The organism is Pusillimonas sp. SM2304 (genome assembly GCF_031628915.1).
Lineage (GTDB): Bacteria > Pseudomonadota > Gammaproteobacteria > Burkholderiales > Burkholderiaceae_B > Pusillimonas_C.
In genome coordinates this window covers 1253840-1275660 of the sequence record NZ_JAVLUJ010000001.1, presented here as the reverse complement: position 1 = coordinate 1275660, position 21821 = coordinate 1253840, and the positions used below count along the sequence as shown (strand labels likewise).

18 protein-coding genes are annotated in these 21821 nt (G+C 61.7%); 12 read left to right on the top strand and 6 right to left on the bottom strand.

Going from position 1 to position 21821, the window contains the following annotated elements:
* Positions 1–25 precede the first annotated feature (25 nt).
* From RE432_RS05785 to RE432_RS05765, 5 genes are all read left to right on the top strand, one after another.
* Positions 26–1762: an iron ABC transporter permease gene (locus RE432_RS05785; RefSeq protein ID WP_310932308.1), complete on the top strand. Its 1737-nt coding sequence runs from the start codon at positions 26–28 to the stop codon at positions 1760–1762.
* A complete protein-coding gene (locus RE432_RS05780; RefSeq protein ID WP_310932307.1) occupies positions 1755–2837 on the top strand; it encodes an ABC transporter ATP-binding protein in 1083 nt (360 codons plus the stop codon). The genes RE432_RS05785 and RE432_RS05780 overlap by 8 nt, the downstream gene beginning before the upstream one ends.
* Positions 2838–2845: 8 nt before the next feature.
* A complete protein-coding gene (locus tag RE432_RS05775) occupies positions 2846–4078 on the top strand; it encodes a CoA transferase (protein ID WP_310932306.1) in 1233 nt (410 codons plus the stop codon).
* A complete protein-coding gene (locus RE432_RS05770) occupies positions 4075–4923 on the top strand; it encodes a CoA ester lyase (RefSeq protein ID WP_310932305.1) in 849 nt (282 codons plus the stop codon). The genes RE432_RS05775 and RE432_RS05770 overlap by 4 nt, the downstream gene beginning before the upstream one ends.
* Before the next feature lie 109 nt (positions 4924–5032).
* Positions 5033–6022: a tripartite tricarboxylate transporter substrate binding protein gene (locus RE432_RS05765; protein ID WP_310932304.1), complete on the top strand. Its 990-nt coding sequence runs from the start codon at positions 5033–5035 to the stop codon at positions 6020–6022.
* Between the two features lie 51 nt (positions 6023–6073).
* On the opposite strand, the gene RE432_RS05760 is transcribed toward RE432_RS05765, so the two are convergent.
* The 6 genes from RE432_RS05760 to RE432_RS05735 all read right to left on the bottom strand — a co-directional run bounded on the left by RE432_RS05760 (position 6074) and on the right by RE432_RS05735 (position 13906).
* The gene (locus RE432_RS05760; protein ID WP_310932303.1) at positions 6074–7492 is read right to left on the bottom strand and encodes an amidase; all 1419 of its coding nucleotides are present in this window, start codon (positions 7490–7492) and stop codon (positions 6074–6076) included.
* Positions 7493–7640: 148 nt separating this feature from the next.
* Complete coding sequence (locus RE432_RS05755; RefSeq protein ID WP_310932302.1) at positions 7641–8621, bottom strand: tripartite tricarboxylate transporter substrate binding protein; 981 nt, start codon at positions 8619–8621, stop codon at positions 7641–7643.
* Positions 8622–8690: 69 nt separating this feature from the next.
* Positions 8691–9440: an SDR family NAD(P)-dependent oxidoreductase gene (locus tag RE432_RS05750; RefSeq protein ID WP_310932301.1), complete on the bottom strand. Its 750-nt coding sequence runs from the start codon at positions 9438–9440 to the stop codon at positions 8691–8693.
* Between the two features lie 112 nt (positions 9441–9552).
* Positions 9553–10230, bottom strand: a complete 678-nt coding sequence (locus tag RE432_RS05745; protein ID WP_310932300.1) for a Crp/Fnr family transcriptional regulator — start codon at positions 10228–10230, stop codon at positions 9553–9555.
* 54 nt (positions 10231–10284) lie between these two features.
* Positions 10285–12237, bottom strand: a complete 1953-nt coding sequence (locus RE432_RS05740; protein WP_310932299.1) for an SLC13 family permease — start codon at positions 12235–12237, stop codon at positions 10285–10287.
* A gap of 103 nt (positions 12238–12340) precedes the next feature.
* Positions 12341–13906, bottom strand: a complete 1566-nt coding sequence (locus tag RE432_RS05735; protein WP_310932298.1) for a PLP-dependent aminotransferase family protein — start codon at positions 13904–13906, stop codon at positions 12341–12343.
* Between the two features lie 75 nt (positions 13907–13981).
* On the opposite strand from RE432_RS05735, the gene RE432_RS05730 reads away from it, so the two are divergent.
* From RE432_RS05730 to RE432_RS05700, 7 genes are read left to right on the top strand one after another with little or no spacing between them, the layout of a single operon-like run.
* Positions 13982–15286, top strand: coding sequence for an ArgE/DapE family deacylase (locus RE432_RS05730; protein ID WP_310932297.1), 1305 nt, complete (start codon positions 13982–13984; stop codon positions 15284–15286).
* A gap of 27 nt (positions 15287–15313) precedes the next feature.
* A complete protein-coding gene (locus RE432_RS05725) occupies positions 15314–16879 on the top strand; it encodes an ABC transporter substrate-binding protein (protein WP_310932296.1) in 1566 nt (521 codons plus the stop codon).
* A gap of 24 nt (positions 16880–16903) precedes the next feature.
* Entirely contained in the window at positions 16904–17908 is a 1005-nt protein-coding gene (locus RE432_RS05720; RefSeq protein ID WP_310932295.1) for an ABC transporter permease, read from the top strand.
* Positions 17908–18747 carry an ABC transporter permease gene (locus RE432_RS05715; RefSeq protein ID WP_310933033.1) on the top strand — a complete coding sequence of 280 codons (840 nt, stop codon included), beginning with the start codon at positions 17908–17910 and terminating at the stop codon, positions 18745–18747. The genes RE432_RS05720 and RE432_RS05715 overlap by 1 nt, the downstream gene beginning before the upstream one ends.
* A gap of 10 nt (positions 18748–18757) precedes the next feature.
* Positions 18758–20401, top strand: a complete 1644-nt coding sequence (locus RE432_RS05710; protein ID WP_310932294.1) for an ABC transporter ATP-binding protein — start codon at positions 18758–18760, stop codon at positions 20399–20401.
* 23 nt (positions 20402–20424) lie between these two features.
* A complete protein-coding gene (locus RE432_RS05705) occupies positions 20425–20709 on the top strand; it encodes a cupin domain-containing protein (RefSeq protein WP_310932293.1) in 285 nt (94 codons plus the stop codon).
* A gap of 39 nt (positions 20710–20748) precedes the next feature.
* Positions 20749–21813 carry a histone deacetylase family protein gene (locus RE432_RS05700; protein ID WP_310932292.1) on the top strand — a complete coding sequence of 355 codons (1065 nt, stop codon included), beginning with the start codon at positions 20749–20751 and terminating at the stop codon, positions 21811–21813.
* The last annotated feature ends 8 nt before the right edge of the window (positions 21814–21821 follow it).

The following is a 21821-nucleotide window of genomic DNA, read 5'->3' as shown; positions in this document are numbered from 1 at the left end:
GGCTGTTTCACAGCGATAAATCATCATGATTCAAACGTCATCCGGGACCCTGTCGACAGCGGATTCATCCGTGCAGCCGAAAGCCAGCCGTTCCCCCATCATTTTCTGGACGGTGGCCATTCTGACCGCCGTCATGGTCATCGGGCCACTGGCGCCCATCGTCATCCAGGCGTTTCTTGACAAGCCCCTGTATGTCAGCGACGCGGCGCTCACCGCCACCAATTTCGTCCGCCTGTTCACTGAGGCGGGCATGGGCGAAATCGCCCTGAACACCCTTTACTTTTCCATCTTGACCATGGCGGTGGCCCAGGTTTTCGGCGCGGTCATGGCGGTGGTGATCGGCCGGACCAATCTGCCGGGCCGCAGCTGGATGGGCGAGATGCTGATCTGGCCGCTGTTCGTCAGCAACCTGGTGATTGCTTTTGGCTGGTTCACGATGTACGGCCCGTCGGGCTATATCACGCTGGGCGTGCGGGCCTGGACCGGCCTGGAGCCCTGGAATCTGTACACTCTGACAGGCATGGGCCTGGTCGCCGGCCTGAGCCAGGCGCCGCTGACCTACCTGATGTGCATAGGTTCGGTCACCAAGGCCGACGCCCAGCTTGAGGCGGCCGCGCGTTCGGCCGGCGCCAGCCCGATGCGAGCCTTGCTAAGCGTGACCGTGCCCATGATGCGTCCGGCCATTATTTATTCGGCCGTGCTCAACTTCGTGATCGGCGTCGAGATGCTTGCCATTCCGCTGGTGTTCGGCGGCCCCGTCGGCCTGGATACCGTCACGACCTTTCTGTACGACAAAGGCATCAATGCCGCAGTGCAGTCCGACTATGGCATCGTGGGCGCTGCCGCCATCATGCTGCTGATGGTGGTGGGCTTCCTGGTCTGGCTGCAGGGCCGCCTGATGCGGGACAGCGACCGCTTCGTCACCGTGCGCGGCAAGGCCTCGCGTCCGTCCATCGTCGACCTGGGCGCATGGCGGTGGCCGGCTTTCATCCTGGTTTTCGCTTATCTGTTCTTCTCGGTGATCACCGTATTCGCAGGCATCCTGATGCGCGCCAGCGTGACTTTCCTGACACCGCTGGTGCCTTTCTGGGAACTGCTCACCACCCATAATTTCGAACTGATCTTCAGCCAGGCCAGCTATGTGCGCTCCATCTGGAACTCGGTCGTCATCTCGGTGGTCGGCGGCATCATCGGTACCATCGTGGTCATCATGATCGCTTTTGTCGCGCGGCGCTCAGGCTTTCGCTTCAGCCGCGCGCTGGAATACGTGGCACTGTTTCCACGGTCGCTGCCCGGCATTATCGCGGGCCTGGGGTTTTTCTACGCCGTCGTCTGGATACCCGGCCTGGATATCCTGCGGGGCACGATCTGGATTCTTGTCGCGGCCTTCGTCCTGCGCTACATACCGATTGGTTTCGGCACGATCGCGCCGGCGCTGTCGCAGATCGGGTCCGAGCTGGACCGCGCCGCGCGCATCTCGGGCGCCGACTGGTGGTCGACGATGCGCCACATCGTGCTGCCCTTGCTGCGGCCTGCGCTGTTTTCCACTTTCGCCCTGCTTTTCATTCACTTCTTCAAAGAGTACGTCACTGCGGTATTCCTGTACCAATCCGGCTCGGAAATCATCGGAACCACCATGCTGGCCCTCTACGCCCAAGGCGACAATGGCCCGGTTTCGGCATTGGCCGCCGTACAGGTCATCATTACCGCGCTGTTCGTCTTCATTGCCCGCCGCCTCTTAGGGGTCAAAATCTATGGCTGATCTGATTCTTGAACAATTGACCATTGCCTACGGCAACGTGACCGCCGTGGACAATATTTCGCTCTCCGTGCCTTCAGGCGAGTTCCTGACGCTGCTGGGCCCGTCGGGTTGCGGAAAATCCACGACGCTGTTTTCCATCGCCGGCCTGAACCAGGCCACCTCCGGCACCATCCGCATCGGCGACACGGTGCTGTTCAATGGCGAAAACGGCACGTCGATCGAGCCGGAGCATCGCAATATCGGCCTGGTGTTCCAAAGCTACGCGCTATGGCCGCACATGTCGGTGGGGGAGAACCTGGCTTTTCCGCTGAAACTGCGCAAGGTCAATAAGACCGAACGCGAAAAGCGCATCAAAGAAGCGCTGGCGCTCGTCGAAATGGCGGCGTTCGCGGACCGCTATCCTTTCGAACTGTCGGGCGGGCAGCAGCAGCGCGTCGCCCTGGCACGCGCCCTGGTCTACCGGCCGGGCTTGCTGCTGCTGGACGAGCCCCTGTCGAACCTGGACGCCAAACTCAGGGAACGCGCGCGTATCTGGCTGCGCGAGCTACAGGAACGGCTTCAGGTCACAACGGTATACGTCACCCATGACCAGGCCGAGGCGCTGGCCGTGTCCGACCGGATAGCGGTGATGTCGGAAGGGCGCATCCGCCAGTTGGGCACGCCCAAAGAAATCTACGAAACACCCGCGGACGCATTCGTGGCTGACTTCATCGGCTCGTCGAACTTCCTGAAGGGTAAACTGATCGAACACAATGGCCCCTGGGCCAATGTGCAGCTGGATGACGGCAGTGTGCTGCGCGCCGGCGCTGGCAAGGGCGAGCTGGCGGGCGACGTCGTGATCGCGATCCGGCCCGAACGCATAGAAGTCGTCAACGAGCCCGGCCAGAACATTCTGCGGGTCGACCTGGTCGGCGGCGCCTATCTGGGCTCGATCTATCAGTATGAAGTCAAGGGGCCCGGCGGCCAATATCGCATCCAGACCAATCATGAAATGACGGACAAGCAAGCGTACGTGCGCATACCGCCTGAAGCCGCAACACTTTTCCGCGGCGATTCAGTGCCCCAGATAGGATGAGAATGAGCATGAAACCGTCCAAGACTCCCGCAGCACCCGCCGTCAAGTTCGACCCTGGCACCCGGGGCCCTCTTTCGGGATACCGCGTCATCGATTTATCAAGGCTTGTTGCCGGCAATATGCTGTCCTTGCAATTGGGTGATTTTGGCGCGGACGTCATCAAGATCGAGCCGCCGACCGGCGACCCGCTGCGCGACTGGCGCGACGATGGCAAGCCGCTGCACTGGAAAACCTACGGGCGCAACAAGCGTTCGGTGGCGCTGAATCTTCGCCGCGAAAGCGATATGCTGGCGCTGAAGACCCTGATCGACCAGGCGGATGTCCTGATCGAGAACTATCGGCCCGGCACCCTGGAAAAAATGGGGCTTGCGCCCGACACTCTGCTCGAACGGAATCCGGGCCTGATCGTGGTGCGCATCTCGGGCTTTGGGCAAACCGGCCCCTATGCAAAACTGCCTGGCTTCGGCACATTGGTCGAGGCCATGAGCGGCTTTGCCGCAAGAACAGGCTTTCCCGATCGCGAGCCGATCCTTCCCCCCCTGGCGCTGGCCGACATGATCGCGGGCGTATATGGTTCATCGGCGGTCAGCATGGCCTTGCTGGCGCGCGAACGCGGCCAGGCGCAAGGACAAGTCATCGACCTTTCTCTGCTAGAGCCGATATTCTCGGTGCTTGGCCCGGAAGCAGCCATTTACCAGTTTACCGGCGCCATCAAGGAGCGTGTCGGCAGCGCATCGAACACATCTTCGCCCCGCAACGTCTATGCCTGCTCCGACGGCAAGTATGTCGCGCTTTCGGGCTCCACCCAGACCGTCGCCCAGCGCATCTTCCAGATCATAGGCCGCCCCGATATGATCGACGACCCGCGCTTCGCGACCAATACCGACCGAGTGAAGCATCGCCCGCTGGTGGACGAGGCCGTAGGCGCCTGGTTTGCGCGCCATCCGCGCGATGAGGCGCTGCGCATCATGCGGGACGCGGGCGCCACCGTGGGGCCGGTCTACAACATTGCCGATGCGGTCGTCGATCCTCACTTCCGCGAACGCGGCGTTTTCCTGGACGTCGAAGATGAGGAATACGGCTCCGTACCCATGCACAATATCGTGCCCCGGCTGTCGCAAACACCCGGCGTCTGGAACAGGGCGGCGCCCGCGCTCGGGCAGCATACGGAAGAGGTCCTGAAAGCCGCCGGCGTCCCTTCTGAACAGGTCCAGGCCATACTCAACAAGGAGAAACCATGATTCGCTCGCTTCTGTATGTGCCGGGCAGCGCCGAACGCTTCATCGCCAAAGCCCACCTGCGTGGCGCGGATGCCATTATTGTGGACCTGGAAGATGCGGTGGCGCCCAAAGAAAAAGTCAGCGCGCGCGAAGCACTGGCCGACGTCGTGGCCCGTGTCGGGCAAGGCGGCGCCAAGGTCTTCGTCCGGGTCAACAATGACCCGGAACTTTTACTGGCCGATGCCCAGGCAGCTTGCCGGGCCGGCGCCTTCGGCTTGTACGTACCCAAGGTTTCGTCGGCCGGCCTCCTGCATACTCTGGATGCGGCCTTGGCCCCCATCGAATCGTCGCTGGCCCGCCCCCCTATGGTCTTCGTCCCTTTGCTTGAAGACGCGGGAAGCGTCCTGGCGGCACAGTCCATTGCGGGCGGCCCCAGGGTCTTTGCCTTGAGCGCGGGCGGCGAAGACCTGGCGACCTCGATGGGCGCCGAGCCCACGCCAGAGGTGCTGCGCTTGCCCAAGCTGATGATCCATATGGCGGCAAAAGCCGCCGGGCGGTATTCATTCGGCTTGCTGCGCACCGTCGCCGACTATCAAGACCTTGATGTCCTGAAAGCCGCCGTCAAAGAGGCCAGGACTTTCGGGTTCGACGGGGCAAGCTGCATACACCCCAGCGTGGTGGCGGTCCTGAATGAAGGCTTCTCACCCTCGGAAACCGAGCTTGCCCGGGCCAGGCGCCTGATAGATGCCGCAGAGCAGGCAGCGCAAGACGGCATCGGCGCATTCACCTTCGAAGGCGCCTTCATCGACGCCCCCATCGTTACCCGGGCGCGCGAACTGCTTGCCCGGTTCGGCGCCGCTCGCTGAGCGGCGCGCAGAACGCTTGTGCGGCCGGACGACAAGTTCGTGCATCGCCGCAGCGCATCCCATCACTATAATGACTGGCTATGCCATCCACCTTCAATAAGGATAGTCCATGTCGATGACCTCAACGCTCCGTAGCGGCCTCTTGCTGAGCCTTGCCTGCTTTGCCATGGCCAACGCGCATGCGGCCGATAAAAAGGCCGCCTTGCCTGCAACGCTCACCCTTGTGGTGGGCTATGCGCCGGGCGGCGCAGCCGATACAACGGCGCGCATCTATGCAGAACAGTTGCGCAAGGATGGCGTTGCAAACATTGTCGTGGAGAACCGGGCCGGTGCTTCGGGCCGGATTGGACTCAACTATGTCAAGGACGCAAAGCCGGATGGCGGCACCCTGTATCTGGTCCCCTCGCCGCTATTGACCATTTTCCCCCTGACGTACAAAGCACCCGGTTACGATGCGCAGCAAGACTTGCGCGCCGTCGCCACACTGGTCGATATCCCGACCGCCATCGTCACGGGCGCATCGCAGCCTTTCAACAGCATGGGTGAATACGTCGAATGGGCGAAGCAGGATTCGGCGGGAGCCAATCTGGGGGTTGCAACGCTCGGCAGTTCGGGGCATTTGGGCATACTGGCCCTTAACGAAAGCCAGAAACTCAATATCGAACCGGTTGCTTACCGGGGTGCATCGCCTATGCTGATCGATGTCGCCAGCGGCGTGGTTTCTATCGGCTGGGATGCCGTCGCCAGCATGATGCCTCTATACGAAGGTGGCCGGGTCAAATTCCTGGGTGTCAGCGGCACCCAACGGCTTGATGCCCTGCCCGATGTCAAGACACTGGCGGAACAGGGCTTTCCCGAATTCAAGGCGGCAACCAGTTTTTACGGCATCGTCGTGCCGGCCCAAACACCGGACGACGCCGTTGCCGCGCTTGAAGAGGCCTTCCTGAAAGCATCCGAAGCGCCCGAACTGCGCAAACAACTCGCTGCCAAGGGTCTGGTCATGGCTCCCGCCCAAGGCGCCAGCATGGCGCAACGGGCGCATGACGAACTCGAATTCTGGCGTCCTATCGTAGAGCGCAGCGGCATCGCGATGGACTGAACGCCGTCAAGACCCATACCGGCAGCGGCATCCGCCCGCTGCCTTCCGTCTTCATAATACGGGTTGGGGCGCCTGCCCCATCACGTTTTCAAATGCGGACGCAAACCTTAGCAGATCTTCATCGGCGCCATAACGTGTCACGAATTGAATGCCGACGGGCAGTCCGTCCGAGGCCAGCCCGCAAGGCAGCGTCACGGCGGGATGCCCGGTCATATTGAACACCATGGTCCACGGGTACCAGTGCGTGCGTATCCCATCATATTGCTCGCCATCGATGTCGATGGGATCAAACAGATCCATGTCCAATGGCAATGCCGTGCGGGTAATCGTGGGCGTGACAAACAAGTCGGCGGCGTCGAACAAAGCCTGTATGCGCTTGAACAGCGTTGTACGGGCGAACATTGCCTCTTGATAGTCGCCCGCGCTGAACGTCCCTGCTGACAGAATCTGCTGCCGGAAGGTCGGACTGAATGTATCCCCATGCCGCTCGACCAGCGGCAAGAATCGTGTCCGCCAAACAGTATGATTGATGGTCCGCCAAATGGGCTCGACGATGAAATCCTGGGCCTCGAAGGGTTCAAGCGCAGCACCCAATTCCACCAGCCGCTGAAGCGCCAAGTCAAAGTATTGCCTTACCTCGGCCGACACAGCCCGCCCCTGCGGCGCATAGCAATAGCGAATGCGTTTCCCGCGCAAATCCCCCTGATAGCGCGCGGCTTGGCAATAGTCCCCGCGCTTCAAGCCGATAGACCAAGGATCAAGCGCATAGTCGCCACTCATCACCTGCAGCATCAATCCGGTATCCGCCACGGTTCGCGTCATTGGCGTCACATAAGTTTGATTGCCGAACAGATCCTGGGCTTGACTGTGCGGAATGACTCCATTGCTCTGCTTAATGCCCACAACGCCATTGCAGGCAGCGGGAATACGGGTCGAGCCGCCCCCATCCGTGGCAATCGCCAGCGGCGTAATCCCGGCAGCCGTCGCCACGGCGGCGCCGCCGCTGGAGCCCCCGCTGGTCCGCTCCGCGCTCCACGCATTGCGCGTCTGTCCGAATAGCGGTGAACGGGTGAACGGCTGGGACCCGAACTCCGGCGTGGTCGTTTTACCGATCAAAATCGCCCCCTCGGCATTCAAGCGGGCGACACAGGGGGCGTCCTCTGTGGGGACGTTATCTTGGTAGAGCAAGGTGCCGAATGTTGTGCGAACCCCTGCCGTATTCACAAGATCCTTGACGGTATAGGGAATGCCATGCAGGCGGCCCAGGGACTTGCGCTGCATGATGGCCTGCTCGACCTCTCGCGCCCGATCCAGCGCCTGCTCGCCGCACAAGGTAATGAAACAGTTCAAGTCGTCCTGAAGGCGTTCGGCGCGATCCAGGCTGGCTCGCACAAGGTCGACGGGAGAAAGTTGTTTGCTGCGGATCAAGTCGAGCAAATCCGTTGCGGAAAGCGTATGCAGGGCTGTCATATATGGTTCAACTATGTAGGCAAGCAAAAAGCCAATCCCCCGCCAAAGGCTGGTGGCCGCAGGCTTCCGACGCCAAACAAGCCAAGGGATTGCCTATGCCAAAGTGTACCGTAGCTGCGCTGCCTTGCCGGCCCTTGGACGAAGCCGCTTAATCCACCGTGATGTTCGCGTCGCGAATGATGTCGGCCCAGTTCTGCATGTCTTTCAGCAGGAACTCCCGGAACGCCTGCTGCGGCGTGATTTCCGGGATGAAGCCGGTCGCGGCGATTCTTTGTATGACAGCGGGATCGGAGAAAGTCTTGAGCGTGGTGGCGGCCAATTTCTCAATCACTTGAGGCGGTGTTCCCTTGGGCGCGAACAAGGCCGACCATGCATCGGCTTCGGCATTCAGGATGCCTTTCTCAGTCAAGGTGGGTATGTCAGGCAGGCTGGGGGACCGGGTCGCCGATGCGACGGCCAAAGCGATCAGGTCGCCGTTTCTGACTTGCGCCAGCACGGTGGGCATGGTCGAGAATGCGGCATCGATATGGCCGCCCATAATGGCCTGCACGACGTCGCCGCTGCCTTTATAGGGAATATGCTGCATGTCCACCCCGGCACTGCGCTTGAACATTTCCGCGGCAAGATGCGAAGCCGATCCGTTGCCGCTGGAGCCGTAATTGATGTCTCCGCTGCGGCTGCGTACAAGCTCGACGAACGCATCCAGCGTGTCGACGCCCAGGTCCTTCCTGGCCACCAATAAGTGCTGGAGCCGTCCCAAGCCGGCGATGGGAATGAAATCCTGCACGGGGTCGTAGCCCAGCTTGGGGTATAGCGCACTGTTGGCGCCATGGGTCTGGTTCGTACCCAGCAGCAAGGTATAGCCATCGGGGGCCGACTGCGCCACTGACCGCGTCCCGATCGCCGCCGATCCACCAGGCATATTGAACACAATGGCCGGGCTTCCAAGCTCGCCAAGATACGACTCGGCAACCACCCTGGCAATGACTTCCAATGAGCTGCCCGTGGGATAAGGAACTACGATCTTGATGGGGCGATCGGGATACGCCCATGCCTTTCCCATGCCCGCTGCAAGCATGGGAAAACCAAGCCCAAGGCCCATGAGCAATTTTCTACGTGTCGTTTTCAACGGTGTCTCCTTCTTGAAAAATGTATGTATCGTCGTAACGGATGCCGCGCCGGACAGGGGCGCCCTGCGCTATGCCGCCAGATAGCCGCCATCCACGGCCAGGGTCGAGCCGGTCATATAACCAGACAAAGAAGAGGCCAGGAAGATGGCGGGTCCGGCCAGGTCTTCAGGTTTTCCGAATTTGGCCATGGGCACGCGCGCCAGCAACGCGCTGCGCCGTTGCGGATCGCTTCTGGAAGATGCGGTCATATCGGTTTCAATCACCCCGGGCGCGATGGCATTGACGCGCACCCCATCGCGTGCCAGCTCCAGCGCCAGCACTTTCGTCAGCATATGCGCAGCGGCTTTCGAGGTGGAGTATGAAATGGACAGGCCCGAGGCCTGATGGGCCGCGATGGACGTAATGTTGATCACGCTGCCTTGGGTCGCTTTCAATTGCGCAAGCGCCGCCAAGGTCATGTTTCGTATACCGTCCACGTTTACATCCATCGCGTAACGCCAGAGCGCGTCGCGATCGCGGCTGTCGAACGTGTGGCGCGGACGTACTCCAGCGTTATTCACCAATACCGACAAGGTGCCGATTTCCGCTTCAACCTGGTCAATGACGTCAGCGCAACACGCCGAGTCTCGCACGTCGAGCCGATAGCTGAAAGCGCTGAATCCTTGTGCGCGCAGTCCGCTTGCCGTCGCCAGCGCAGCGCTTTCATCGATATCGGTAATCACCACGATGGCGCCGTGCGCGGCCATCCCCTTGGCAATGGCCGCGCCGTTTCCTTTGGCTGCGCCGGTGATCAGGACAAGCTGGTTTTCTAGCAGCACGCTTACGTTCTCCCGTGGAAAACCCGATCTTATGTCGGCTTCCGCAATAAGAACGTATACCGGGATACAAAGTCGCTACCGCATTCCGCCTCGAGCGGCCGCGGGGAGCGCGCTAGATACGAGGCACGAGATCAATCAGCGCCGATGGCGCCGCGACTTTAATGACGCCGTAATGGGTGGACAGCAGCTTTTGATCAGCCAGGGACTTGAGCACACGCGTGATCGTCACGCGGCTAAGCGCCGTCATGGAAGCCAGCTGTTCATGCGTCAGGTCGATGTTCACCGGCTCGTCCCGTCCTTCCTGGGCAATCAGCGCGATACGGCCAAGCAGCCCGCCCACCCTTACCTCTGGACTATCGGAGACGAAACTCATGAGCTTGGCGATGAGAATTCGATGTTTTATGCCCAGCAACTGGATCAAAGAGACGGACAGGGCGGCGTCCGTCTCGAAAATCCGGGTCATCTGCGTTGCGCTGAATTCGGTGACCGTGGCGGGCGTGACGGCCACCGCGGTGACATATCGCTTGGTTCCAATGAAGGCGGTCGCCTCGCCGAAGATCGCTTGCGGCCCAAAGATTTCCAGCAGCAAGGCAGTCCCGTCAGGACGCAGAACCGTGGTATGGATAAAGCCCGATTCAACCAGGTAAAACGAATCGTGCCGGGACCCCTGCGAATACAGGGATTGCCCCGGCTGCACGGCAAACGTACGCCCCAGGCGAGAGCGCGAACGCCACAAGGTACCTAAATCACGGGCGGCATCCCACGATGAAAAGGTGTCAATACGGTCCATGCTGTCCCCTGATACGAGTGCGTTGTGCGCTGACGAAGGTATCCTGCGCACAGATCAGAACGGCCAGACCAGCAATAGCATGGGTATGGCGATGGCGCATATCGCCAATTCCAGCGGCAGACCCAGGCGCCAGTAGTCGCCAAACCGGAATCCGCCCGGCCCCAGGATCAGGGTATTGTTCTGGTGGCCGATCGGTGTCAGGAAAGCGGCTGAAGCGCCGATCGCCACCGCCATCAGGAATGGGTCGGCATTGGCATTCAATTGCGCGGCCGAGCCGATCGCAATCGGGCACATAATAGCGGCCGTGGCGGCATTGTTGATAACGTCGGACATGGTCATGGTCACCAGCAGCACCACCGTCAGCGCGACAATGGCGTTGCCTTGCGCAACGTTCTCAAGCAGGAAGACCGCAATCAGTTTGGCAGTGCCAGTGTCTTCAATGGCCTGGGCCACGGGGAGCAGTGCGCCAAGCAGGACGATGACGGGCCAGTCCACCGCCTCGTACATTTTGCGCAGGGGCAGCACGCGCAGGATCATCAACAGCAGCACACCCAGCAGGAAGCTGATTGCCGCCGGCAATATATTGCATGCTGTCAGGGCGACCGCAAAGACCATGATAGCGGCCGCAGTGATCAGCTTCTTGCGGTCAGGGGTGCGCAGCGGACGCTTGGCCAATGGCGCGCAGCCCGCATTGGATGCAAATTCCGAAACCAGATCGCTTGAGCCCTGCATGAGCAGGACGTCGCCGTCGCGCAAAGCCGTGTGCCGCACCCGGCTGCGGATACGCGCGCCCTGGCGCGATATGGCCAGCAGATTGATGCCGTAGCGTTCGCGCAGGTCGATGTCGCTGGCGCTACGGCCCAGCAAGCCGGATCCGGGCAGGATGACCAGCTCGATCAACTCGGCCTCATCCAGTTGGGCGGACCGCTTGTTTTTCTTTTTCTGCGCTTCTTCGTCATCCCCGGCCTCGCCGGCCGCTTCGTCGCCGGGGCTACTTTGATGGCGAGACGCGCCACCGCCGGACGCCGCACTGGCCTTGCTCCTTGCGTCGGCGTCATCCCCATCGGATGCTTCGTCCGCATCGGCATTCTGGTCCTTGTCTTCGTCCTCGTCCTGAGACTTGCCTTCACCAAACACCAGGCCCAGGCTATCCAGGGCGCTTGCCAGCGCTTCGGGGTCGGCTTCAATCAACACCAGATCGCCTTCACGCAAGACACCCGCGGTACGGGGCGCCGTCAGCCTGATCTCGTTCCGGACAAGACTGATGATTTGCGCATCAGCCCCTTCCAGTTCGCTTTCGGCCTCGTGCAGCGTCATGCCGATGGCCTTGGAATTGGCGGCGACACGCGCTTCAGTCAGGTAGGTTCCCGTATCGAATGACTCGGCACCGGAGCGTTCGCGCGCGGGAACAATGCGCCAGCCGATCAAGGTGATGAACAGGATACCGCCCACCGCCACCACCACGCCGACCGGCGTAAAGTCGAACATCTGGAAACCGCCCTCTCCAAGCTGTTCGCGAAAGCCCGACACAATCAGGTTGGACGGCGTCCCAATCAGCGTGGTCATGCCGCCCAGCATGGTTGCAAAGGACAAAGGCATCAGTATTTTGCCCGGCGCAATGCCCTGGCGCTGCGCGATTTGCATGGCGATGGGCATCAACAACGCCAGCGCGCCCACATTGTTCATGAAGCTGGACAACACGGCCGCCAAGCCCGTCAAAGCAAGAAGGGTGATGGTCGGACCCGCGTCGGTCGGCAGCACGCGCTGGGCCAATAGGTCGACCACGCCGGTATGCAGCAGGGCGCTGCTCAGGATAAGCACGCAGGCCACTGTGACGACAGCCGGATGCGAAAACCCCGCAAACGCTTCGTTGGCCGGAACCAGTCCGACGATGACGCTGGCCACCAGCGCGGCCGCCGCAACAATGTCATGCCGCCAGCGGCCATACAAGAACAAGCTCAGGGTCGCGGCCAGGATGGCCAATATCATCCATTGGGGCTGTGTCATTGCGTCAATACCATTCCGATAACAAGCCCCCCGGCCGTGGACAGCGGCTTGACCATGGAGACCAAAGCAAAAACTCCGATCGCCGCATCGGAGCGTCACCACTTTACAGAAACTGAGTGGCGCCCACAAGGTCGCGCCTGCATGGGCGCAGCACAGCCCCCGCCTTCAACCCCGGCAATATAAGCTGCGTCAGTTTGCGGAACATGGGCGCAATCTGGTCGTCGGGGACGGTGGCATAGCCCAGCAGCAGGCCGGGCGGGCCGACGCCGTCGGCGTAGTAGCGCGATAGCGCGCGCACATAGATTTCGGCCGAACGCGCCGCCAGCACGATGCCCACATCGTCGGTGCCGGGCGGCAAATGCATGACCAGGTGCATGCCGGCATCCTGGGTGGAAACGGGCCAGTCCGCGCCGAAAGCGTCCAGTATGGCGTCGCGCAACAGCGCCTGCCGGCGCGCATAGCACATGCGGGCACGGCGGATGTGGGCCGCATAGTGCCCTTCGCTGATGAAATCCGCCAACACGGCCTGCTCGATCTGCCGGCCATCGCGATACAGCTCGGTCAGGCCGGTGGAAAAATGCCCGGTCAGCGCTTTGGGCACCACCATATAGCCCAGGCGCAGGCTTGGAAAAAGCGTTTTCGAGAACGTGCCCAGATACAGGACGCGGTCGTTGTCGTCCAGGCCCTGCAAGGACGCAATGGGCCGCCCCCCGAACCGGAACTCGCTGTCGTAATCATCTTCGATGATCCAGGTGCCGTGCGTGTGGGCGTACTCCAGCAGCATGCGCCGGCGCGCCAGGCTCATGACCGTGCCCAGGGGGTATTGATGGGAAGGCGTCACGAAAATAAAGCGCGGCGGGTCTTCCATCTGACTTGCCGTAGGCGCCAGGCCTTCCTCATCCAGGTCGATGGGCACCGTGCGGATTCCGCAGGTGCGCAGCATATTGGCGGCCCCCCAGTAGGCCGGGTTTTCGATCCAGGCGGAGCAGCCGCTATCCCCCAGCAGATTGGCGATCAGGCTGATGGACTGATGGATGCCGCTGCTGAGCAGGACCTGGTCGGAGTCGCATCGCACGGAGCGCGCCAGGCGCAAGTGTTCGGACAGCGCCGTGCGTAAAGGCAGGTAGCCGGCGCCATAGGCATAGGTCAACAAGGCCGGATCGGGCTTGCGCCAGTGCCGGCGCAGCAAGCGCAGCCAGGTCCGGTGCGGAAACTGGGACACATCGGGCACACCGGGGACGAAGGCGCCCCACTGCTTGTCGGATGCCTGGGCATTGCGAATGATCTGCGTACCGCGGCGCGATAACACCAACTGGGGCTTTTCCGGGTCGCCGCCGTTGTCCGCGGCGACGGTTGCCGGCTCGCTGCGGGCGGGCATGGTATCCGACACATAGGTGCCGCTGCCGCTGCTGGTAACGATATAGCCCTCGGATTGCAACTGCTCGTAGGCCGCCAGGACGGTATTGCGCGACAGGCCCGTATCGCGCGCCAAGGCGCGGCTGGCGGTCAGTTTTGTGCCCGCGGCAATATCGCCTTGCAGAATCAAGTGGCGCAATACGTCGTAGACCTGGCGCGACAGGGATTGCCCGCCTTGACGTTCTATGGTCTGTAGCAGAAGATCGGAAAGCACGCCGTTTTCCCTGGAAGTGGACCCATCAATCAAACGCATAGTGGCTCTTTTCATAGTACCAGAACTGGATTACGTTATGGACAACAAAAAATAGACCCTCTCCGGGAGACAAGCATGACGCCGAGCAGCGCTGAAATCATTCAAGCCATTGAAGCGGTCGAGCCCTACATGATCCGGACCCTGTCGGATTTCGTGGCAGCGGAAAGCCCATCGGGCGCGGAAGAGCCCGCGGCGCGGTTTCTGGAAAGCGCGCTGGCCGAACTGGACCTGGATACAGAACGCATCATGCTGAATAACGATCAGTTGAAGGACCTGCCGCTGTTCGCCTGCCCGTATGCGCCCGACAATGGCCGCTACAACCTGCTGGCCCGGCATATGCCGCCCAACCCCACGGGCCGTTCAGTACTGTTCAATGGCCACCTTGACGTCGTGCCCACCGGCCCGGCCAGCATGTGGACGCACCCGCCGTTTTCCCCCATCGTCCTGGATGGTTGGCTCTATGGGCGCGGCAGCGGCGACATGAAGGCCGGCATTGTGTGCGCCATGGCGGCCTACAAGGCCTTGCGCGACATGGGCCTGCAACCGGCCGGCACGGTCGGCTTCAATGCGGTCCTGAATGAAGAAGACGGCGGCAACGGCACCCTGTCCACCCTCCATGCCCTGAAGAACGCAATTGCCAAGGCGCGGCTGACCGACTTCGAGGCCACCATCATTCCCGAGCCCTTTGCCGAAACCATGCTTTCAGGCCAAGTGGGTGTCTTCTGGATGTTTATTGAGCTGACCGGGCGGCCGGCGCACGTGGCCTACATGAATACGGGCGTCAACCCGATCGAAGCCGGCATCGCGGTCATGGCCGCCCTAAAGGAAATCGAGGCCGAATGGAATCGCCCGGAGAACCGCCACCCCTTGTTCAAGGATGCCGCGCATCCCATCAACTTCAACCTGGGGCGTATCGAAGGCGGCGAATGGAACTCGTCCGTGCCCTGCACCTGCACGCTGGGCACGCGCATCAGCTTCTATCCTGACATGGCGCCGGCCGAGGCCCAGCGCATCGTCAGCGAGTGCGTGCATGCCACCGTCAAGCGCCTGAACAGTTCGTTGTCGGTCAACATCCGCTACGAAGGCCAGTTCGCCCCCGGCTGCGATTTCGATCTTGACGCGCCGGCCATGCGCACCCTGGCGCTGGCACATAAAAAGATTACCGGCAAAGAGCCCGAGCAACTGGCGTGCACCGCGACAACCGATGCGCGCCACTTCCGCCTGATGACCGACATGCCCGTGACCTGCTACGGGCCCGAGGCACGCAATATCCATGGTATTGACGAATCCGTTTCACTGGCCAGCATGCAACGTGTGGCAGCCACCATGATGCAGTTCATGGTGGACTGGTGCGGGGTCGCGCCGGCCAGCCAGCGGTAACAACAACCACCCACAGGAGGCGACAAAATGAAAATCAAACACTGGCTCAAACTGACCGTCGGCGCCCTTGCCATGGCCCACGCGCTTGGCGCCGGGGCCCAAACACGGGGCGGGACACTCAGCATGATCGTGCAGCCCGAGCCGCCGATCATCGTCACCGCCATCAACCAGCAGGCGCCCACGCAGTTCGTGGCCGGGAAAATCTACGAAAGCCTGCTGACCTACAGCCACGACCTGAAGCCGCAGCCCGGCCTGGCCAAAAGCTGGGACATGAGCGCCGACGGCCTAACCTATACCTTTCACCTGAATGAAGGGGTGACCTGGCATGACGGCAAGCCATTCACGGCCGACGACGTGGTGTTCTCGATGGGCGACATGCTGCCCAAGACCCACGCGCGGGCCCGCGTCATCCTGAACAAATACCTGGAGTCGGTCAAGAAGGTCGACGACCTGACCGTCGAAATCAAGCTCAAGGCGTCCTTTCCCGCCTTCATCCTGATGTTCGAGCCCGGCTTCGCCCCCATGATGCCCAAGCACCTGTATGAAGGCACCGACTACCTGAAGAACCCGGCCAACCAGAATCCCGTGGGCACCGGCCCCTTCAAGTTCAAAGAATGGAAGCGCGGCGAATACATCAAGCTGGAGCGCAACCCCAACTACTGGAAGGAAGGCAAGCCTTATCTGGACGCGCTTATTTTCAACATCATCCCCGACTCCGCGTCGCGCGCCGTGGCCTTCGAGCAGGGCACGGTCAACGTCCTGCGCGGCGGCGATATCGACAACGTCGACGTCAAGCGCCTGCGCAGCCTGCCCGACGTGGAATACACCACCCAGGGCTGGGAAATGTTCTCGCCCCAGGCCTACCTGATCTTCAACATGCGCAAGCCGCCCTTCGACAACATCAAGGTGCGCCAGGCCGTCATGACGGCCCTGAACCGGCAGATGATCATCAACAACATCTTCTTTGGCCTGGGCAAGCTGTCCACCGGCCCGTTTGTCGCCACCGAGATGTTCTACGATGCAAACACGCCCGCCATCGAGTTCGACCTGAAGAAAGCCAAGGCGCTGATCAAGGAATCGGGCGTGAACCCCGCCGATCACACGATACGCATGCTGGCCTTTCCCTACGGATCTACCTGGGAGCGCCTGGACGAATACACCAAGCAGTCGCTGGAACAGCTGGGCTTCAAGGTCAATCTGGAATCGACCGACGCGGGCGGCTGGGCAAGCCGCACCGGCAATTGGGACTTCGACCTGACCACCACCTATGCCTATCAGTATGGCGATCCGGCGCTGGGTGTGGAGCGCCTGTATATCGAGGCCAACAACGTCAAGGGCTCGCCCTTTGCCAATGTGCAGGGCTATATCAATCCCGAGCTCGACAAGGCATGGACGGCCGCGGCATCCGAGGTCGACCCCGCCAAGCGCCAGGAACTGTACACCCAGATCCAGACCAAGCTGGTCGAAGACATGGGCAACGGCTTTCTGGTCGACATGGAATTCCCCACGCTGTATCGCAAGAACATCAAGAATCTGGTCAAGACGGCCATCGGCCTGAACGATACTTTTGACGACGTGTATATCGAGAAGTAATCCACACCGAATCCGGATCGCCTTATGAAATTCGCCCTCTTCCTCGCATCACGCCTTGGTAAAGCCGTCTTCGTGGTTTTAGGGGTGGTGGTTGTCAATTTCTTCTTGATCCGGCTGGCCCCCGGGGACCCCGCGGCGGTCCTGGCGGGCCAGGCCGGCGCAGGCGACCCGGCCTACCTGGCGCAGCTGCGCGAGTCCTTCGGGCTGGACAAGCCCCTGCTCACCCAGCTGTACCTGTATCTGAAGGACGTGGTCCAGCTCGACCTGGGGTTTTCCTACCGCAATCACGTCCCGGTCCTCGACCTTATCCTTGAACGCCTGCCGGCCACATTGCTGTTGATGTCGTCCGCCTTCGTGTTCTCGATCATCGCAGGCGTGCTGCTGGGCGTCTTTGCCGCCAAAGCGCGCTACAACAACCGCCGGCAATGGCTGGACAGCACGGTCATGACCGGCGCGCTGATCCTGTATGCCACGCCGCTTTTCTGGCTGTCGCTCATGGGCATCCTGCTGTTTTCCGTGGTGCTGGGCTGGCTGCCGGCGTTCGGCATGGAAACGGTGGGTTCCAGCCTGACCGGCCTGGCGCGGGCGCGCGACATTGCCACCCACCTGGTGCTGCCCACCATTACGCTGGGCTGCTTTTTCATGGCCTTCTATGTCCGGCTGACGCGGGCCTCGATGCTGGAAGTGATCGGCATGGACTTCGTCAAGACCGCCCGGGCAAAAGGCGTTCCCCCTGAAAAAGTGGTGCGCGTCCATGTGCTGCGGAACGCCTTGCTGCCCGTGATCACGTTCGCCGGCATACAACTGGGCCAGATGGCGGGCGGCGCCGTGCTGACGGAAACCGTCTTTGCCTGGCCCGGCATCGGACGCCTGATGCTCGATGCCTTGCTGCAGCGCGACTATCAATTGCTGCTGGGCATCTTTCTTGTCACGTCCGTCATGGTCGTGGTCTTCAACCTGATCACCGATATTATCTACCGCTACGTTGATCCCCGGATCGCAGCGGGCGCGCAGGCACAGGGGGCATGATGAAAGGCTTGATGCAACGCTATATGCAAAACCGGGGGGCCATCTTCGGCCTCGCCATCATCATCCTGGTCGCCATCCTGGCGCTGGCCGCCCCCCTGCTGTACGACACCTCGCCGTGGATGATGGTGGCGGCGCCCCTGATCCCGCCCTTTACCGACGCGGCTTATCCGTTCGGCACCGACATGCTGGGCCGCGACATCACCGCCGGCCTGGTCTGGGGCGCCCGGGTGTCGCTCATGATCGGCCTGGTTTCCACGATTGTGGCGCTGATCTTCGGGATTCTGGTGGGGGCGCTGGCGGGCTTTTACGGCGGCGTCATCGACGACATCCTGATGCGCTTCACCGAATTTTTCCAGACCATTCCGCAACTGGCGCTGGCGGTCGTGATCGTCGCCGTGCTCAGCCCCTCTATCTATTCCATCATGGGGGCGATCATGGCCGTGTCGTGGCCGCCGGCGGCGCGGCTGGTGCGCTCCGAATTCATGACGCTCAAGCAGCGCGAGTTTGTGCAGGCGGCCATCGTCATCGGCCAGAAACCCATGCGCATCGTGTGGTCGCAAATACTGCCCAACGCCATGTCGCCCATTATTGTGTCGGCCTCTTTCATGGTGGCCACGGCGATTCTGACCGAATCGGCGCTGTCCTTCCTGGGCCTGGGCGACCGCAACCTGATGAGCTGGGGTTTCATGATAGGCGCTTCGCGCACCATGATACGCGAGGCCTGGTGGATGAGTGTGTGGCCCGGCATCGCCATCCTGTTGACGGTGCTGGCCATCAACCTGATGGGCGAAGGGCTGAACGACGCGCTCAACCCGCAACTACGCAAACGCGGCGAATAAAGGGCAGGGCATGAACGACACGTCTTCTTTGCTTTCCGTACGCAACCTGACCATTCCCCTGCCGCCTGGCAGCGACCGGCCCTATGCGGTGCAGGATATTTCTTTCGATATCCATGCGGGGGAAATCCTGTGCATTGTGGGCGAATCCGGTTCGGGCAAATCCATGAGCGCCAACGCCATCATGGGGCTGCTGCCCGAATACCTGAAACCGGTGAACGGCCAGATCATGTTCCGCGGCAACGACCTGCTGCAGCAGGCCGAGCCTGTGCTGCAGGGTATACGCGGCAAGGATATCTCCATGATATTCCAGGAGCCGCTGTCGGCGCTGAACCCGCTCATGACGGTGGGCCGGCAGGTGGCCGAGGTCATGCAGGTGCATCACGCGTATCCGGGCGAGCAGCGCCGCAAGCGGGTCATCGATCTGTTCAACTTCGTGGGCCTGCCCGACCCCGAAACACTGTATGACGTGCATCCGTTCCGGCTTTCAGGCGGCCAGCGCCAGCGCGTCATGATCGCCATTGCCCTGGCGATGGAACCGGCCTTGCTGATTGCCGACGAGCCGACCACCGCGCTGGACGTGACCACCCAGGCGCAGATCCTGAACCTGATTGCGCGCATCCAGAAAGAGAAAGGCATGGGTGTGATGTTCGTGACCCACGACTTCGGGGTGGTCGCCGAGATCGCCCACCGCGTGGCGGTGATGGAAAAAGGCATATTGGTGGAACAGGGCCCGGCGCAGCAGGTGCTGAACGCGCCGCAACACCCCTACACACAGCGCCTGATCGCCGCGGTGCCGCGCCGGCGCTTCGACGAAAGCACGACAGCCGCCAACACGCCGCCATTGCTCGAGATCCGGAGCCTGAAAAAAACCTACACCCTGGGCGGCGGCTTGCTGAGTCCCAGGCGCCACATCCATGCGGTCGACGACGTCAGCTTCACGGTGCGCAGCGGCGAAACCCTGGGCATTGTGGGCGAGTCGGGATCGGGAAAATCCACCATAGGCAAGTGCCTCTTGAAGCTGATCGGCGTAGAAGGCGGCCAGATGCTGTTCAAAGGCGAAGACATCGCCCCCTTGACCGAGAGCCAGTTTCGCCCAAAGCGGCATCACATCCAGATGATCTTCCAGGACCCCTTTGCTTCCTTGAATCCTCGGCACACTATCGGCAAGTCGATTTCCGACGGCCCCGTCGCGCACGGCAAGCGCCGCAGCGTGGCCGACCAGCGTACGCGCGAGCTGCTGGAACTGGTCGGGCTGGATGCCTCGTCCTTCGACCGCTACCCCAACCAGTTTTCCGGCGGCCAGCGCCAGCGCGTGGGCATCGCGCGCGCCCTGGCCATGGAACCGCAGGTGCTGGTGGCCGATGAATCGGTGTCCGCGCTTGACGTTTCAGTCCAGGCACAAGTGCTTGAGCTATTGCAAACGCTGCAGGCCAAGCTGCGGATTGCCCTGATTTTCATTACCCACGACCTGCGGGTAGCCGCGCAGATCTGCAACCACGTGGTGGTGATGCACCAGGGGAAAGTCGTGGAGTACGGCAGCCCGTCGCAGATTTTCGAGGCCCCGCAAACGCCCTATACGCAAAGCCTGGTCGCCGCCGTCCCCGGCAAAGACTGGCATCCCCCCCATACCGGCGCCCAGACGCCCCGGCACTGAATGGACTATTCACAAGGAACGTCATGAATCGCGCACAAGCCATCCCCACCGTCCAGATCGACAACCCGCGTGTCACCGTCACGGAGTGGCGTTTTCCCCCGGGGGCGGAAACCGGCTGGCATGAGCACGGCGTGGATTACGTGGTTGTGCCCATGACAACCGGCCCCCTGCTGCTTGAAACGGAACAAGGGCCGGTCACCAGCCAGCTCGTTGCGGGGGTTTCGTACAGCCGCAACGCCGGGGTCAAGCATAACGTCGTCAATCCGGGCGATACGGAATTCGTATTCGTGGAAATCGAAATCAAGTAAGACGCGCCGCGCCTGGCATGGCATTGACTCAGGAATACCATGAAAGCCTTTTTTGCCTCTGAACAACTATTGCACCAGCCGCTGCAGTTCATGCGGGCGGGCCGTATCTGCGCCCCCACCGACGTGCCCGCGCGGGCCACAACGCTGAATGAGGCGCTGGCGGCGAAAGGGATCAGCAGCCAGGTTCCGCCCGATTACGCGCTGAACCTGCCCGCGGTGCACAGCCTGCCCTACCTGACCTTCCTGAAGGACGGTTTTCAACGCTGGCAGGCGCTGGCGCAAACCGGCCTGCAGCCAGGCCCCGAGATCCTGCCGAACATGGCGCCGTATTACAACGGCCGAACCGACCTGGACCAGCGCGCCGAGTGCCCCTCGCCTTCGATCATTGCGCAGGCCAGCTGGTATCTGGGCGATCTGGCCTGCCCGGTCGGCCCGCACACCTGGACGGCGGCGCTGCGGTCAGCGCACTCGGCGATTGCGGCCGCTGAAAGCGTTTGCGCATCCGGCGGCATGGCCTATGCCTTGTGCAGGCCATCCGGGCATCATGCCCACCGCGACCGCGCCAGCGGATTCTGCTATTTGAACAACAGCGCCATGGCGGCCCAGCGCCTGCGCGATACCTACGCTTCGGTCCTGCTGCTCGATGTCGACGCACACCACGGCGACGGCTCGCAGAACATCTTCTACCATCGCGCCGACGTCATGACGGTCTCGCTTCATGCGGATCCGGCCAGCTATTTTCCGTTCTACACGGGGTACCCGCATGAGCACGGGCACGGCAGCGGCCACGGCTATAACCTGAACCTGCCGCTGCCCCATGGAGCCGGCAACGATGTCTTCCTGGACGCGCTGGACAAGGCCTTGATGAGCATCCGCGACTTCCGACCCCAGGCGCTGGTCCTGGCATTGGGCTTCGATGGCTACAAGGACGATCCCATCAGCGTCCTGCGGTTGGAGCTCGATGTCTACCGCCAGTTGGGCGAGCGCATCGGCGCCCTGGGACTGCCCACCGTCATCGTCCAGGAGGGCGGCTACATGCTGGACAGCATCGGCCAGGCCCTGGACTTTTTTCTTCAAGGGGTGCAGCACACCTCATCGGAATAATACGGCGC